Annotated in this window: 16 protein-coding genes; 15 read left to right on the top strand and 1 reads right to left on the bottom strand. The window is 60.6% G+C overall.

Features of this window, described 5'->3' with window-relative positions; genetic code table 11:
* Positions 1–111: 111 nt before the first annotated feature.
* The 15 genes from aroF to rfbD all read left to right on the top strand — a co-directional run bounded on the left by aroF (position 112) and on the right by rfbD (position 14,153).
* Complete coding sequence (aroF, locus tag ENJ19_08785; GenBank protein ID HHM05826.1) at positions 112–1,059, top strand: 3-deoxy-7-phosphoheptulonate synthase; 948 nt, start codon at positions 112–114, stop codon at positions 1,057–1,059.
* A 31-nt stretch (positions 1,060–1,090) separates the two neighbouring features.
* Positions 1,091–1,957, top strand: coding sequence for a prephenate dehydrogenase/arogenate dehydrogenase family protein (locus ENJ19_08780; GenBank protein HHM05825.1), 867 nt, complete (start codon positions 1,091–1,093; stop codon positions 1,955–1,957).
* A gap of 30 nt (positions 1,958–1,987) precedes the next feature.
* Positions 1,988–3,292: a 3-phosphoshikimate 1-carboxyvinyltransferase gene (gene aroA, locus ENJ19_08775; protein HHM05824.1), complete on the top strand. Its 1,305-nt coding sequence runs from the start codon at positions 1,988–1,990 to the stop codon at positions 3,290–3,292.
* A complete protein-coding gene (locus ENJ19_08770; protein HHM05823.1) occupies positions 3,289–3,990 on the top strand; it encodes a (d)CMP kinase in 702 nt (233 codons plus the stop codon). The genes aroA and ENJ19_08770 overlap by 4 nt, the downstream gene beginning before the upstream one ends.
* 154 nt (positions 3,991–4,144) lie before the next feature.
* Positions 4,145–5,830 carry a 30S ribosomal protein S1 gene (locus tag ENJ19_08765; protein ID HHM05822.1) on the top strand — a complete coding sequence of 562 codons (1,686 nt, stop codon included), beginning with the start codon at positions 4,145–4,147 and terminating at the stop codon, positions 5,828–5,830.
* A gap of 230 nt (positions 5,831–6,060) precedes the next feature.
* Positions 6,061–6,351 (top strand): integration host factor subunit beta, encoded by a 291-nt coding sequence (ihfB, locus tag ENJ19_08760; protein ID HHM05821.1) that lies wholly within the window; start codon positions 6,061–6,063, stop codon positions 6,349–6,351.
* Positions 6,352–6,482: 131 nt separating this feature from the next.
* Positions 6,483–6,776: a LapA family protein gene (locus tag ENJ19_08755; GenBank protein HHM05820.1), complete on the top strand. Its 294-nt coding sequence runs from the start codon at positions 6,483–6,485 to the stop codon at positions 6,774–6,776.
* A gap of 1 nt (position 6,777) precedes the next feature.
* Positions 6,778–7,953: a lipopolysaccharide assembly protein LapB gene (lapB, locus tag ENJ19_08750; GenBank protein HHM05819.1), complete on the top strand. Its 1,176-nt coding sequence runs from the start codon at positions 6,778–6,780 to the stop codon at positions 7,951–7,953.
* Between the two features lies 1 nt (position 7,954).
* Complete coding sequence (locus ENJ19_08745; GenBank protein ID HHM05818.1) at positions 7,955–8,683, top strand: orotidine-5'-phosphate decarboxylase; 729 nt, start codon at positions 7,955–7,957, stop codon at positions 8,681–8,683.
* Between the two features lie 153 nt (positions 8,684–8,836).
* Positions 8,837–9,070 carry a helix-hairpin-helix domain-containing protein gene (locus tag ENJ19_08740; GenBank protein HHM05817.1) on the top strand — a complete coding sequence of 78 codons (234 nt, stop codon included), beginning with the start codon at positions 8,837–8,839 and terminating at the stop codon, positions 9,068–9,070.
* 170 nt (positions 9,071–9,240) lie between these two features.
* Positions 9,241–10,686 (top strand): mannose-1-phosphate guanylyltransferase/mannose-6-phosphate isomerase, encoded by a 1,446-nt coding sequence (locus tag ENJ19_08735; GenBank protein ID HHM05816.1) that lies wholly within the window; start codon positions 9,241–9,243, stop codon positions 10,684–10,686.
* Positions 10,687–10,715: 29 nt separating this feature from the next.
* Entirely contained in the window at positions 10,716–11,780 is a 1,065-nt protein-coding gene (gene rfbB / locus ENJ19_08730) for a dTDP-glucose 4,6-dehydratase (GenBank protein HHM05815.1), read from the top strand.
* Positions 11,777–12,655 (top strand): glucose-1-phosphate thymidylyltransferase, encoded by an 879-nt coding sequence (gene rfbA, locus ENJ19_08725; protein HHM05814.1) that lies wholly within the window; start codon positions 11,777–11,779, stop codon positions 12,653–12,655. Before rfbB ends, rfbA begins: the two co-directional genes overlap by 4 nt.
* Entirely contained in the window at positions 12,655–13,218 is a 564-nt protein-coding gene (gene rfbC, locus ENJ19_08720) for a dTDP-4-dehydrorhamnose 3,5-epimerase (protein HHM05813.1), read from the top strand. The genes rfbA and rfbC overlap by 1 nt, the downstream gene beginning before the upstream one ends.
* Positions 13,215–14,153, top strand: coding sequence for a dTDP-4-dehydrorhamnose reductase (rfbD, locus tag ENJ19_08715; protein HHM05812.1), 939 nt, complete (start codon positions 13,215–13,217; stop codon positions 14,151–14,153). The genes rfbC and rfbD overlap by 4 nt, the downstream gene beginning before the upstream one ends.
* Before the next feature lie 8 nt (positions 14,154–14,161).
* Here rfbD and ENJ19_08710 read toward each other — a convergent pair whose 3' ends face one another.
* A complete protein-coding gene (locus tag ENJ19_08710) occupies positions 14,162–15,292 on the bottom strand; it encodes an aminotransferase class V-fold PLP-dependent enzyme (GenBank protein ID HHM05811.1) in 1,131 nt (376 codons plus the stop codon).
* Positions 15,293–15,322: the final 30 nt, after the last annotated feature.

Below are 15,322 nucleotides of genomic sequence, written 5' to 3'. Positions count from 1 at the left end.
ATAGTTAATCTAAAAAACCTGTTCAGGCTGTATGAAAAAGAGATTATTTTTTCCAGTCAAAATGCAAAATACATCTTGCGGTTTTATGGCGTCGAGCAAAAACTTGCGGCCATGGGTATGGGCGCCAACGTTTCGCGGGGCGTGGAGCGCACGGTGGTGGGCGCTATCGGCGACGAGTGCAAGATCGACGTGGAGGCGCTGGAAGTGCTGCCCGGCGTAGAAAGCGTGGTGCGGGTGATGAAGCCCTACAAAATCGTCTCGCGCCTGTCCCATCCCGACGACACCGTCATCGACATCAAAGGCATTCCCCTGGGTGGCCCCCGGGTGCAAGTGATCGCGGGGCCGTGTTCCGTGGAGACCCAGCCGCAAATGGACGCCGCCGCGGCCGCCGTGAAAGCGGCCGGTTGCACCTTGATGCGGGGCGGGGCCTTCAAACCCCGCTCCAGTCCCTACACCTTCCAGGGTGTGGGGGTGGAGGGCCTGGAGATGTTCCGCCGCGCGGCGGAGCAGCACGGCCTGCCCATCGTCACCGAGCTGATGGATGTACGCATGCTGGACACTTTCCTGGAGCACGACGTGGACGTGATCCAGATCGGTACCCGTAATATGCAAAACTTCGACCTGCTCAAAGAGGTGGGCAGGGTCCACAAGCCGGTGATTCTCAAGCGCGGCATGTCCGCCACCCTTTCCGAGTGGCTCATGGCCGCTGAATACATCGCCGCCGGCGGCAATCACAACATCATCTTTTGCGAGCGGGGGGTGCGCAGTTTCGAGACCGCCTACCGCAACATGCTGGACGTTACCGCCATCCCCGTGCTCAAGCGGGAAACCCATCTGCCCGTCATCATCGACCCCAGCCACGCCGGTGGCAAGGCCTGGATGGTGCCCGCCCTGGCCCGGGCGGCGGTGGCGGCGGGGGCCGACGGTCTGCTGGTGGAAATGCATCCCACGCCGCCGGAAGCCTGGTGCGACGCTGATCAGGCCCTGAGTCCGGCGGAGCTGAACACCCTGATGGGCGAACTCGGTGCCATCGCCCAGGCCCTGGGGCGGAAACTCTGACGGCGGCCGCCATGGACGGAGCGGCGGAGGCGTGATCGGGACACTGTGTATCATCGGCGTCGGCCTGATCGGCGGTTCTGTTGCCCGCGCCGCCCGTAGCGCGGGACTGTGCCGCGAAATCGTCGGCGTGGGGCGCAGCCGCGCCGAGCTGGAAAAGGCCGTCGCCCTCGGTGTCATCGACCGTTTTGAGCAGGACCCCGCCCGCGCCGCGGCGACGGCGGACGTGATCATGCTGGCGGTGCCCCTGGGGGCCATGGAGCCGGTGCTGCGCGCCATTGCCCCGGCCGTTCGTGCCCAGACCATCGTGACCGATGCTGGCAGTGCCAAAGGCAGTGTGGTGGCCGCCGCCCGGGCCGCCTTTGGGCGTCTGCCACCCCATTTCGTGCCGGGCCATCCCATTGCCGGTACCGAGAAAAGCGGTGTGGAGGCCTCCTTTGCGACCCTGTTTCAGGGACGGAAAGTGATACTAACACCAGAGCCGGAAACCTCTCCCAGCGCTCTTGCCCGGGTGCAAGCCTTGTGGCAACGACTGGGCGGCGAGGTGGTGACCATGAGTGTGGAACGCCACGACACTATTTTGGCGGCGACCAGCCACCTGCCCCATGTGCTGGCCTACGTGCTGGTGGATGAGCTGGCCCGCCTGGAGGAGCATGCCGATATCTTCCGTTTCGCCGCCGGAGGCTTTAAAGATTTCACCCGCATCGCGTCCAGCGACCCCATCGTGTGGCGCGACATCTGCCTGGCCAACCGGCAGGCCCTGGTGGAGGCCGTGGACCGCTACCTGGAGGCCCTGGCGGCCTTGCGGGGCCGTATCGCGGCCGCCGACAGTGAGGTGCTGCTGGAAGTGTTCGAGCGGGCCAAACGGGCCCGGGAGCGGGCCTGTGGCCCGCAAAATTGACGGTTAATTTTTTATAAATCCGATAGTTATATGAGCACAACATTCAAGGTTGAACCAAGTACCCGGTGCCAGGGGCGGATCCGGGTGCCCGGGGATAAATCCATTTCCCACCGCGCCATCATGTTAGGGGCCCTGGCCGAGGGCTGCACTGAGGTCAGTGGTTTTCTGGAAGGAGAGGACTGCCTTGCCACCTTACGCGCCTTCCGCGCCATGGGGGTGCCCGTCGACGGCCCCCGGGACGGCCGGGTGGTTATTGAAGGCGTTGGCCTTACGGGCCTCCAAGCGCCACCCGGGGAATTGAATCTGGGCAATTCCGGCACCTCTATGCGGCTGCTGTGTGGCCTGTTGGCGGCCCAGCCTTTCGAGGTCACCCTCACGGGCGATGCGTCTCTGAGCAAGCGCCCCATGAAACGGGTGACCGAGCCGCTCCGGCGCATGGGCGCTCTCATCGACACCAGTCCCGCCGGCACACCACCGGTGGTGATCCACGGCGGCGCCCGCCTGCGGGGCATTAATTACGCCATGCCCGTGGCCAGCGCCCAGGTCAAATCGGCGCTGCTGCTGGCCGGGCTGTATGCCCAGGGACGCACTTGCGTGACCGAGCCCGCGCCCACCCGTGACCACACCGAGCGGATGCTGCAGGCGTTTGGCCATCCGGTGGAAAAAAGCGGCGCCACGGTGTGTATTGCCGGTGGCACGCCCCTGAAAGGGACCCGTATCGATGTGCCCGGTGACATGTCATCGGCCGCCTTTTTTCTGGTTGCAGCGGCCATTGCCGATCGTGCAGATATGACCGTGGAACACGTGGGTCTCAACCCCACCCGAACGGGAATTATCACTATTCTCAGGGCGATGGGCGCTGATCTGGAAGTGATGAATGAATGCACCGTGGGCGGTGAGCCCGTTGCCGACATCCGCGTGCGCAGCAGTCGCTTGCGGGGCATTGCCATCCCGGAAGATCAGGTGCCCTTGGCTATAGACGAGTTTCCGGCCTTGTTTATCGCTGCTGCGTGCGCCGACGGGGAGACAGTGCTCACCGGCGCCGCCGAGTTGCGGGTGAAAGAAAGCGATCGTATCCAGGTCATGGCCGAGGGTCTGCGCGCCCTGGGTGTTGTTGCCGACCCCACCGCTGACGGCATTGTCATTCGTGGCGGCCGCATTGGCGGCGGCGAGGTGTGGAGCCACGGCGATCACCGCATCAGCATGGCGTTCAGCGTGGCGGGGCTGGGGGCAACAGCGCCCATCACCATCCACGACTGTGACAATGTGCGCACCTCGTTCCCTGATTTCGTCGAGCTGGCCCAGGCCTGTGGCCTGGAAGTGTCCCCGTCGTGAGCACAACACCACGTGCCAACGCCCCCGTCATCACCATCGACGGCCCCAGCGGCTCCGGCAAGGGTACCGTCAGCCGCCAGGTGGCAAAGCGCCTGGGCTGGCATTTTCTGGACAGTGGCGCCCTGTATCGCCTGGTGGCCCTGGCCGCTTTGCGCCGCGGCCTGTTCCTTGAAGATGAGCAGGCCCTGGCCGCCCTGGCCTCGGCACTGGATGTGCGCTTTGCCGAAGATGGGCAAAGGCAGGGGGTGGTGCTTTTTGAAAATCAAGATGTTACCGATGAGATCCGCAGCCAGTCCTGTGGTCAGGCGGCCTCCAGGGTCGCCGCCCTGCCCGCCGTGCGTTCGGCCTTGCTGGCACGCCAGCGCACCTTTAGAACGCCGCCGGGCCTGGTGGCTGACGGCCGTGACATGGGCACCACGGTGTTTCCGCATGCCGAGCTGAAAATCTTTTTGACCGCCAGCCGGGAAGAACGGGCAAAAAGACGCTATAAGCAGTTGAAGGAAAAGGGGCGGAGTGTTACGCTACGCCACATTTTAAATGAGCTGGCGGAACGCGACCAGCGTGACAGTCAGCGTCCGGTCTCTCCTTTGAAACCTGCGGCCGATGCGCGGGTTATTGATTCCACGCGTTTGAGTATTGAAGAAGCGGTAGAGACGGTGTTGGCGGAATGGGCCCGACGGGCCCGCTCCGGTTTGTGACGAAGCACCGCTGTCTGGCGGTGTCCTTGGATTTTCCGTAATTGGGATGTTCGTGGCAGGGTCGCGGGCATGTTTTTACTTACGTTCCTTCTCAGGAACACAACACAGTGATAAACGCGGTTATGCGGCGTTAACACTAGGGTTCACCAGATCAATGACCGAAAGCTTTGCACAGTTATTCGAGGAAAGTCTTGCCTCCCAACAAATGCGACCCGGCGCCATCGTCGAGGCCACCGTGGTTGAAGTCCGTCCGGACTCTGTGGTCTTGAGCGCAGGACTGAAATCCGAGAGCGAGATTCCCATCGAGCAATTCCGAAATGAACAGGGCCAGGTGGATGTCAAGGCCGGCGACCTGGTGGAAGTGGCACTGGAGGCCGTTGAAGACGGCTTTGGTGAAACACGCCTGTCGCGCGAAAAAGCCAAGCGCGCACGCACCTGGGATTTGCTGGAACGCGCCTTGGAAAACGGCGAGACCGTACACGGCATGCTCACTGGCAAGGTAAAAGGTGGTTTTACGGTGGACGTGGGCGAGGTTCGCGCCTTTTTGCCGGGTTCGTTGGTGGACGTGCGCCCGGTGCGCGACCCCACCTACCTTGAAGGCAAGGACCTTGAATTCAAGGTGGTCAAACTGGACCGGCGCCGCAACAATGTTGTGGTCTCCCGCCGCGCTGTGGTGGAAGAGGAAACCAGCCACGAGCGCGAACAACTGCTTGCCAATCTGCAGGAGGGGCAAGTGGTCAAAGGCATCGTCAAGAATCTGACCGACTACGGCGCCTTTGTGGATCTGGGCGGCATTGATGGTCTGCTGCATATCACTGACATGGCCTGGAAACGCGTCAAGCAGCCTTCTGAAGTCGTCAACGTGGGCGATGAAATCGACGTCAAGGTGCTGAAATTCGACCGCGAGCGCCAACGGGTCTCTTTGGGTCTGAAACAGCTGGGGGAAGACCCCTGGGTCGATATCGCCCGCCGTTACCCAGTGGGCACCCGGATTTTCGGCAAGGTCACCAATATTGCTGATTACGGCTGCTTCGTTGAAATTGAAGACGGCGTGGAAGGTCTGGTCCACGTCTCGGAAATGGACTGGACCAACAAGAACATCCATCCCTCCAAAGTGGTGCATCTGGGCGATGAAGTGGAAGTGGTGGTGCTGGACATCGATGAGGAGCGCCGCCGTATTTCTTTGGGGATGAAGCAATGCCGCGCAAATCCCTGGGAAGAATTCGCCGCCACCCACAAAAAGGGCGACCGGGTGCAGGGCGCCATCAAGTCCATCACCGACTTCGGCATTTTCGTGGGCCTGGAAGGCGGCATCGACGGCTTGCTGCATCTTTCCGACTTGTCCTGGAACGAGCCCGGTGAAGAGGCCGTGCGCAAATACAAAAAAGGCGACGAGATCGAAGCCGTGGTCCTGGCCATCGACGCGGAACGGGAGCGTATTTCACTGGGTGTCAAGCAACTGGAGCAAGACCCCTGGTCCTCTTATGTGGCCGAGCACCCCAAGGGCAGCATCGTCACCGGCACGGTCAAGGACGTGGACGCCAAAGGCGCCGTGGTGGAACTGAGCGACGGTGTGGAGGGCTATTTGCGGGCTTCAGAACTGTCGCGGGACCGGGTTGAGGATGCCCGCACCGTACTCAGCATCGGTGACCCGGTGGAGGCGAAATTTACCGGCGTTGACCGAAAGAACCGCTCGATCATGCTTTCGGTGAAGGCCAAAGACAGTGACGAAGAGGCGGAAGCCATTGAAGACTACAACCGCAGCGCGGCTGCGGCCAGCGGCGGCACCAGCTTGGGCGACCTCCTCAAGGAGCAGATGAAAAACAACAAATCCAAGTGATGGGTGCCCGTCAGCCGAAATGAAGCGCCAGCGCCGGGTGTCAACTCGACGCTGGCGCCCGTCGCTGATATTATGATTATTTCCGACATTTCAAAAGGTTTGAGCCGAAGCGTGTTGCGCGCCAGGCAATATACTGGCACGAACTGTCCATGGGTGGATGATGGCGGAGTGGCTTTGTGGCGCAGCCCGCAGTCCCGTTTTCCGCTGAGTGTGAGTGCGGAGCAATGACCATGACCAAGTCGGAATTGATTGAGAAGCTTGCCCAAAAACAAGGTCAACAACTCACATACAAAGATGTAGAGTTTGCGGTCAAAACGCTGACTGAGCAGATGGCGCATGCGCTGGCCGGAGGTGACCGTATCGAAATCCGGGGTTTTGGCAGTTTCTCCTTGCACTACCGGCCGCCGCGGGTGGGCCGGAACCCCAAAACCGGCGAATCGGTATCCCTGGTCGGAAAATACGTGCCGCACTTTAAGCCGGGAAAGGAGCTGCGCGAAAGGGTCAATGGCAGGGGCAGTTGATCCGCTCGCGGGGGAAGCGCTGCCCGTCCCGCAGTGCCAGTGACATGAATTCACAGGCGTGCAGACAAGCAACCGGTATCCAATACGAGCCACACCACCATGGGTCTGGTGGGGACTGAGAGGGAGGCATCATGCTGCGACTCATTAAACTGATTTTTCTGTTGGCGGTCTTCATGATCGGCGTCGCCTTTACGCTGCTAAATTCGCACACTGTAGAAATCAACTATTATTTCGGAACCCTGAGTGTTCCCTTGTCGTTGCTGATTGTGCTGGCAGTTGCGCTGGGAGCGGTGCTGGGTTTGGTGGTTTACCTGATGAAAATGGCCGGCGCCAGACGGAAAATATCCAAGTTGCGCAAATCAGTAAACAATAGCGAGAAAGAACAGGCGCTCGCCGAAGATATGGTCTTGCGAGACAGCTTCTGAAATGTATGAGTTATTGTGGCTGCTGCTTCCGGCAGCAGCCGCATCGGGTTGGTTCCTGGCCAAACAGGATGTTCGCCGCAAAGGAACGAATTCCGCCACCCCGCCGCCATCCTCCGCCTATTACAAAGGCCTCAATTATCTTCTGAATGAACAACCGGACAAAGCGATTGAAGTCTTTGTCCGCATGCTGGAAGTCGACGGTGAAACGGTAGAAATTCACCTCGCTCTCGGCAGTCTGTTCCGCGAACGGGGCGAAGTGGATCGCGCCATCCGCATCCACCAAAATATATTCGAGCGACAGAACCTCACGCCGGAGCAGCGGGCGGAGGCCTTGTTCGAATTGGGCAAGGACAATCTGAGAGCAGGCTTGTTCGATCGGGCCGAGACCCTTTTTTGCGATCTTTGCGACGTGAAACAATACCGGCGCAGCGCTCTCACGCTGCTCCTGGATATCTACCAGCAGGAGAAAGAGTGGGGACGCGCCATAGATACGGCCCGGCGCTTGCAGAAGGAAAGCGGCAAACCGCAACGTACCCGGATTGCCCACTACTATTGCGAACTGGCCGAACAGGCTTTGGCCGATGGGCATGCGGGTCATGCCCTGGACTATCTGGACAAAGCGCTGAGCACCGATGCGAACTGTGTGCGGGCGAGCCTGTCGCAAGGCAGACTCATGTTGGCCGCCGAGAATGCCGACCCCGGGCGGGCCTTGCAGATATTTCAGGGCATCGAAAAACAAAACCCGGCCTACTTGTCAGAAGCCATCCCGGCCATCGTTGACTGCTATCGCCGAATGGGGGAAGAGGAGCGGCTTTGCCGCTATCTTCAGGGCTTGTTCGAGCGCTATGGTGGTGTGACGACTTTGGTTGCCTTGGCTGAGTCCATCCAGCATATTCATGGTTCAGCGGCCGCGCTGGATTGCCTCAGAAACCATCTGAGACAGCAGCCGTCATTGCGCGGTTTGCAACACTTGCTGTCATTGGAGCAGTTTGATCCTGCCCACAATTTGGGGAGGACCTTGTCGGTGGCTCAGAACACGCTGCAACGCTTGTTTCTGGAAAAAGCCGTCTATCAGTGCGACCAGTGCGGTTTTATGGGTAAATCGCTTTACTGGCAGTGTCCCGGTTGCAAACACTGGAACAGTGTGCGGCCGATACGAGGCCTGGAAGGGGAATGAAATGAGAAGGGTCGAGCGGGAGCCACGCATCATCGTCGCCCTGGACTTTGCCTGCATCAAAGATGCGGAGCAACTGCTGGCGAAGCTTGATCCCAAACGCTGTCGCGTCAAAGTTGGCAAAGAACTGTTTACCCGGGCGGGACCGCAATTGGTGCAGCGCATCATCGGGCTGGGCTTTGAGGTGTTTTTGGACCTTAAATTCCACGATATTCCCAACACCGTTGCCGGTGCCTGCAAGGCGGCGGCGGATCTGGGCGTCTGGATGCTGAACGTCCATGCCCTGGGAGGGCGGCGGATGATGGATGCCGCCCGGGCGGCCGTCCCCCCCGGTGTTGGAGCGCCTTTGCTGATCGCCGTGACGTTACTCACCAGCCTTGACGAGGAGGACATTCATGCCGTCGGCCTCAAAGACGGGGTTGCTGACAACGTGAACCGCCTGGCGCGGCTCGCCGCCGCCAGCGGCCTGGACGGTGTAGTGTGCTCTGGCCATGAAGCACCGCCGCTGCGCGCCGCATTGGGTCAGGATTTCGCCTTGGTAACGCCGGGCATACGGCCGCAAGGTGCAAGGCGTGACGATCAAAAAAGGGGGTTGACGCCCGGCCAGGCGATGAGGGCCGGTGCGGACTACCTCGTATTGGGACGCCCCATCACCGCAGCCAGTGATCCACGCGCCGCCTTGGAGCGCATCCAGAAGGAACTCGATCACGCGCAAGCTTTTATCCGCTGTTGAAAGCTGGTAGCCTCTGAATCGGGCTGCAGCGACGTTGCCGGCAGCCCGCTCCCGCAGTCTCCAGGGAGAATTTCAATAACGATTACAAGCACATAATAAGAAGGGAGGCTTACCGTGAAACACTTCCGCAAGCTGGTGTTCGTACTATTCTCCATGACCTTGTCCCTTGGGGCCTTGGCGGCAACGGTGAACATCAATGCCGCCGATGCCGAAACTTTATCCAAGGAACTCAAGGGCATCGGCCCCGTCAAGGCAGCGGCGATTGTGGAGTACAGGAAACACCATGGTGCCTTTTCCTCACCCGATCAGCTCACCCAGGTCGAAGGCATAGGGGTGAAGTTGCTGGAGCTCAATCGGGCGCGGATTGTTGTCAGGGAGCAAGAATAAGCTCCAGATTAAAGCAGTACGTTACGGTAGGGGAGGGGGACGCTCTGCCCCCCTCCCGTTTCCGTGCTGTCTTTGGATGCCAGGGATATGACGAGTTGCTATCATTAAACAACGGGCGATCAGCGGCCCGAAGCCTTGTCTCCAGCCACCTACGTTGACGTTTTGTACCCATGGATATACAAGCAGTAATTTTGTCCGGTGGCTCAGGCACCCGTCTTTGGCCTCTGTCCCGCGAACATTTCCCCAAGCAGCTGCTCCCGGTGGCGGGGGACCGGTCGCTGCTGCAGCAAACCGTGATGCGGGTCTCCCCGGTGGTGACGCCGGCTGCCGCACCGCTGATTGTGTGCAACGAAGAACACCGTTTCCTGGTTGCTGAGCAACTGCTGGAGCTGGGCAGTGCGTCGCTCAACATCCTTTTGGAACCTGTGGGACGGAACACCGCACCGGCACTTACCGTGGCCGCGCTGCGCCTGGAGGCACAGCAGCGCGACCCGGTGATGCTGGTTATGCCAGCCGATCATGTCGTGCAGAATCAAGACGCATTCAACCATGCCGTGGAGGTGGCCGCCGCGGTGGCGCAAGCCGGTGCGCTGGTCACCTTTGGCATCACACCGACCGGGCCCGAAACAGGATACGGCTACATTCGGGCCGGTCGCGCCTTCACCGAAACGCCGCAAGTGCACAGGGTGGCAGACTTCGTTGAGAAACCTGACCGTGACACCGCTCAGGCTTATCTGGATTCCGGGGATTACCTGTGGAACAGCGGCATGTTCGTCATGCGGGCCTCGATCTGGCTGAACGCCGTGGCCCGGTATCAGGCGAAGATGCTGGCTGCCTGCAGAGAGGCCGTGGCAAAAGGCCGGGCCGATACGGATTTTTATCGTCTCCATGCCGAGAGCTTCAAAGCCTGTCCCAGCGATTCCATTGACTATGCCGTAATGGAAAAAATCGCCGGCGCACGTGCCGCTGAGGATTTCAGCCTTGCCGTGGTCGAACTGGACGCCGGTTGGTCAGATGTGGGCGCCTGGTCCGCGGTGTGGGAAGTGGGTGGTGCTGATGCCGATGGCAATGTGGCCAAAGGCGACGTGATCACCCACGGCAGCACCAACAATCTCTTGGTGGCCGAGCACCGCCTGGTTGCCGGGGTGGGGTTGGACAATATGATTGTGATCGAAACCGCAGATGCCGTCATGGTGGCGCCCAAGGATCGTGCCCAGGACGTGAAACACATTGTCGCGCACCTGCGCGATCATAACCGCCGTGAACGCCTGTTTCACCGCCGCGTCTACCGCCCCTGGGGACATTACGAGGGCATGGATCGTGGCGAGCGCTTCCAGGTCAAGCGCATCACCGTAAAACCGGGGGCCTCGCTCTCCATGCAAATGCATCATCACCGCGCCGAACATTGGATCGTGGTCTCCGGCACCGCCCGGGTGACACGGGGCGGGGACAGTTTTCTGCTCAGCGAAAACCAGTCCACCTACATACCCATTGGTGAAAAACACCGCCTGGAAAACCCGGGCACATTGCCGTTGGAACTCATCGAGGTGCAGTCGGGCTCTTACCTGGGAGAGGACGACATTGTGCGTTTCGACGACAAATACGGCCGCGACTGAATTATCCCTTTTTTACTGTAGCAAAGCACATGAAAACAATTCTCGTGACAGGTGGCGCCGGTTTCATTGGCTCCGCCGTGGTGCGGCAACTCATCCGCGACACCGACACTACCGTGATCAACGTGGACAAACTCACTTACGCCGGCAATTTGTCGTCCCTGGCCGAAGCCCTGGACCATCCCCGGCACAGATTCGAACAGATCGATATCTGTGACACCGATGCCGTAAACCGGGTGTTCGATACCCACCGCCCTGACGCCGTGATGCACTTGGCCGCCGAGTCCCACGTGGACCGTTCCATCGACGGCCCGGCCGCCTTCATCGACACCAACATCATCGGCACCTACACCCTGCTGGAGGCGGCGCGCCGCTACTGGTCCGGTCTGGAACCGGCGCAAAAAAAGGCCTTCCGGTTTCACCATATTTCCACCGACGAGGTGTACGGTTCACTGGGCGCCGGGGGGTACTTCACCGAAGAGACCCCTTATCAACCCAACTCGCCGTACTCTGCCAGCAAAGCTTCGTCTGATCATCTGGTGCGCGCCTGGCACCATACTTACGGCCTGCCGGTGGTGACCACCAATTGTTCCAACAACTACGGCCCCTATCATTTTCCGGAAAAACTCATCCCGCTGGTCATCATCAAAGCCCTGGCGGGAGAGCCTGTGCCTGTGTACGGCAAGGGCGACAACATCCGTGACTGGCTTTATGTGGAAGACCATGCCCGCGCCTTGCGTTTGGTGGTGGAACGTGGCCAGGTGGGGGAGACCTACAACATCGGCGGTCACAATGAGCGTACCAATCTGGAGGTGGTGCACAGCATCTGCGACATTCTTGACGAACTCAAACCCGATCCCGTGCGCGCCTCGCGGCGGGAGCTGATTCAGTTCGTTGCCGACCGCCCCGGTCACGATAAACGCTATGCCATCGACGCTGGCAAAATCGAACGGGAACTGGGCTGGCGTCCGCGGGAGACTTTCGAAACCGGTTTGCGTGCCACGGTCAAGTGGTATCTCGACAACCGCGCCTGGTGGCAGGCCATATTGGACGGCAGTTACCGCGGCCAGCGCCTGGGTTTGGGAGAGGCGTCATGAAAGGCATCATCCTCGCCGGTGGCAGCGGCACCCGCTTGTATCCGCTGACCCACGCGGTGAGCAAACAACTGCTCCCGGTGTACGACAAGCCGATGATTTACTACCCCCTCAGCACGCTGATGCTGGCGGGGATAAAAGAAATATTGATCATCTCCACACCGCACGACCTGCCTTTGTTTCAACGCTTGTTGGGTGATGGATCGAAGTGGGGTGTCAGCCTGCACTACGCCGAACAAGCCGAGCCTGAAGGTTTGGCACAGGCCTTTTTGATCGGCGAAGACTTTGTCGCTGATGGCAGTGCCTGCCTGATCCTGGGTGACAATGTTTTTTACGGTCACGGCCTTGCCGAGCTGCTCCAGCGTGCCGCCGGGCAAGAGCAGGGCGCCACCATCTTTGGCTATTACGTCAGCGATCCCGAGCGCTATGGCGTGGTGGATTTTGACGACAGTGGCACAGCGGTTCACATCGAAGAAAAACCTGCCCGACCCCGTTCCAACTACGCCGTCACGGGTTTGTATTTCTACGACAACGAGGTGGTAGACATTGCCAAAAGCTTAAAACCCTCGCCCCGCGGTGAGTTGGAAATCACCGACGTCAACAAAGTTTATCTGGAACGCGGTACCCTGCGGGTGGAACGTTTTGGCCGCGGCACCGCCTGGCTGGACACGGGCACCCACGATTCCCTGCTGCAGGCCGCCCAGTTTATCGAGACCGTGGAGGCGCGCCAGGGCCTGAAAATCGCCTGTCCCGAGGAAATCGCCTGGCGCATGGGCTATATCACGGCCGACGATGTGGCGGCGCTGGCCCGGCCCTTGATCAAAAACGGCTACGGCCGGTACTTGCTCAAGCTCGTCGAACAAAAAGTGTACGACTGATGAATGTGATCGAAACGGATTTACCGGGCGTGTTGATCGTCGAGCCCAAAGTCTTTGGTGATGCCCGCGGTTTTTTTGTCGAAACCTTTCAGGCTCAGCGTTACGCTGACGCGGGTATCCCCGGCCCCTTCGTGCAGGACAATCTGTCCTACTCCCGCTGCGGCATTCTGCGCGGTCTGCACTTTCAAAATCCCCAACCCCAGGGCAAGCTGGTGCATGTTTTGGAGGGGGAAGTGTTTGATGTCGTGGTGGATATCCGCCGTGGCTCGCCCACCTTCGGGAAGTGGTTCGGCCTGACGCTTTCGGGGAAGAACAAACGCCAGCTCTACGTACCGCCGGATTTCGCCCATGGCTTTTGCGTCACCAGTGCCACGGCCCTGTTCGCCTACAAATGCACCGACTACTACTGCGCGGCCACCGAAGCCAGCCTGTGCTGGAACGATCCGGTCATCGGTATCGACTGGCCGATTGACAAGCCCCTGCTGTCACCCAAAGACGCTGCCGCCCCCGGGTTGGACACCATCGACCCCGAGCGCCTGCCCGTATACGGGAGTGAGACGTGAGTGAACGCCGGCTGCTGGTGACCGGTGCCAACGGCCAGGTCGGCCGGGAACTGCTGCGCCGTGCGGCCGGGCACAGTATTGCCGCCACGGGCCTGGATCGCCAGCAGCTGGATATCAGTGATCGCGCGGCTGTCACCGCCGCCGTGGAAGGGCAGGGCTTTGCCGCTGTGATCAATGCCGCTGCCTACACCGCAGTGGACAAAGCCGAGTCCGAATCTGAGCGCGCCAGCGCTGTCAACCGCGACGGTCCGGCCCATCTGGCGGCGGTGTGCGCGCAAGAGGGCGTGCCACTGCTGCACATTTCCACCGACTATGTCTTCGACGGCAGCAAAACCGGCCCCTACACCGAAGACGATCCCGTCTCACCGCTTGGCGTCTACGGCGCCAGCAAGGAAGCGGGGGAGAGGGCGGTGCGCACCACCTGTCCCCGGCACATCATCCTGCGCACCGCCTGGGTGTACGGCGCGCACGGCCACAATTTCGTCAAAACCATACTGCGCCTGGCGGGGGAACGCGACGAGCTGAACGTGGTGGCCGATCAACACGGCTGTCCCACAGCCGCTGCTGACATCGCCGATGCCTTGCTTGACATCACCCGCCAAGTCACGGGCCCAGTGGCACAGCAGCCGCCCTGGGGCACCTATCATTACAGTGGCACCGGCGCCACCACCTGGCACGGCTTTGCCGAAGCCATCATCATTGAGGCCGCCCGCCACGGCGGCCGCAAGATCCCTGTGCATCCTGTCACCACCGCCGACTATCCCACCCCTGCCCGGCGGCCGGTCAATTCGGTATTGGACTGTTCGCGCATTCAACGGGTCTTTGGCATTTCACCGCGGCCGTGGCGTGAGGCGTTGCGCGAGGTGATACACGAGTTGCACAACGCCGGCCTGTCCCGCACTCCATCCCGCTGTAAAGATGACAACAAGGGGTAGGGGGCATCTCACCCTTCAAACCGCGCCACCAGCTCCACCGCCCGCGTCAATTGTTCCCGCGTGGTGTAATAGTGCGGCGAAAAACGCACGCCACCGCCGCGGCAGGCGCAAATGACGCCCTGATCCATCAAATGGCGCCAGAGCTGTTCAGCGGGCGTGCGCCGCAGGCGAAAAGTCACGATGCCCGCGTAACGGTCCGGTGCCGTTGGAGATAACAACTCACAACCCTTGATTTTGCTCAAGACCTCGATGAGATAAGCACTGTGGGTCAGAACTTGACGGGCCACCTGCCCGATGCCCACTTCCAGCAACAGCGACAGACTGGCGTGCAAGGCATGTATCCCCAACATATTGGGGCTGCCGCACTCGAAACGCCGGGCCGAGGCCGCCGGCTGCCAAGCGCGGCGGTCGTAGTCGCCATGGTGTTCCACCATGTGCCAGCCGTATTGTGTCAGGCGCAGACGTGGCCGCAGGGGCGCCGCACAGTAAAATACCGCCAGTCCTTCCGGCCCCAGCATCCATTTATGGCCGTCCGCCACCACCACATCGGCATGGACTGCCTGCACGTCCAGAGGTAACACCCCCAGGCTCTGGATGGCATCCACGCAAAACAGTACGCCGTGGCGGCGGCACATGATGCCCAGACGCTGCACATCCATGCGCCGGCCCGTGGCGTACTGCACCGAGCTTACCGACAGCAGGCGGGTGCGTTCATCCATCATGGCCAGCATGGCATCTTCCGGGCTGTCGTCGCTGTCCAAATTCGCCTGGCGCAGTGTCACGCCGAATCGGGCCAGGGACTCCCACACGATGCGGTTGGACGGGAATTCCTCCCGGGCGATGATGATGTTGTCACCCTCCCGCCAATCCAGACCGTAGGCCAGCAGCGACAAGCCCTCGGAGGTGTTTTTGAGCAACGCGATATCGTCCACCGACGGTGCGTGGAGCAGTTCCGCCAGCTGCCCGCGCAAGGCCTGCTCGGTGTGCAGCCACCTGGGATAATAGCGGGCGCCATGGTGCACATTCTCCCGGGCGAACGCGCAAACAGCCTCCATGGTCCGTCGGGGCCACGGTCCCACGGCAGCGTGATTAAGATAAACAAGATCAGAGCATTGCTTAAATTCTTTAGAATTTAACATAATAACCCCCCCCGCCTGGCTCTCACGAAC

The organism is Gammaproteobacteria bacterium (genome assembly GCA_011375345.1).
In the GTDB taxonomy this organism is placed as follows: Bacteria; Pseudomonadota; Gammaproteobacteria; order DRLM01; family DRLM01; genus DRLM01.
This window is presented reverse-complemented; position numbering and strand designations above follow the sequence as displayed.

Coding starts and splice junctions, on each gene's coding strand:
- ENJ19_08755 (HHM05820.1), top strand. CDS start 6,483: ATGCTGCGACTCATTAAACTGATTTTTCTGTTGGCGGTCTTCATGATC.
- rfbB (HHM05815.1), top strand. CDS start 10,716: ATGAAAACAATTCTCGTGACAGGTGGCGCCGGTTTCATTGGCTCCGCC.
- ENJ19_08765 (HHM05822.1), top strand. CDS start 4,145: ATGACCGAAAGCTTTGCACAGTTATTCGAGGAAAGTCTTGCCTCCCAA.
- ENJ19_08740 (HHM05817.1), top strand. CDS start 8,837: ATGACCTTGTCCCTTGGGGCCTTGGCGGCAACGGTGAACATCAATGCC.
- ENJ19_08735 (HHM05816.1), top strand. CDS start 9,241: ATGGATATACAAGCAGTAATTTTGTCCGGTGGCTCAGGCACCCGTCTT.
- ENJ19_08745 (HHM05818.1), top strand. CDS start 7,955: ATGAGAAGGGTCGAGCGGGAGCCACGCATCATCGTCGCCCTGGACTTT.
- rfbA (HHM05814.1), top strand. CDS start 11,777: ATGAAAGGCATCATCCTCGCCGGTGGCAGCGGCACCCGCTTGTATCCG.
- lapB (HHM05819.1), top strand. CDS start 6,778: ATGTATGAGTTATTGTGGCTGCTGCTTCCGGCAGCAGCCGCATCGGGT.
- aroA (HHM05824.1), top strand. CDS start 1,988: ATGAGCACAACATTCAAGGTTGAACCAAGTACCCGGTGCCAGGGGCGG.
- rfbC (HHM05813.1), top strand. CDS start 12,655: ATGAATGTGATCGAAACGGATTTACCGGGCGTGTTGATCGTCGAGCCC.
- ENJ19_08710 (HHM05811.1), bottom strand. CDS start 15,292: ATGTTAAATTCTAAAGAATTTAAGCAATGCTCTGATCTTGTTTATCTT.
- ihfB (HHM05821.1), top strand. CDS start 6,061: ATGACCAAGTCGGAATTGATTGAGAAGCTTGCCCAAAAACAAGGTCAA.
- aroF (HHM05826.1), top strand. CDS start 112: ATGGGTATGGGCGCCAACGTTTCGCGGGGCGTGGAGCGCACGGTGGTG.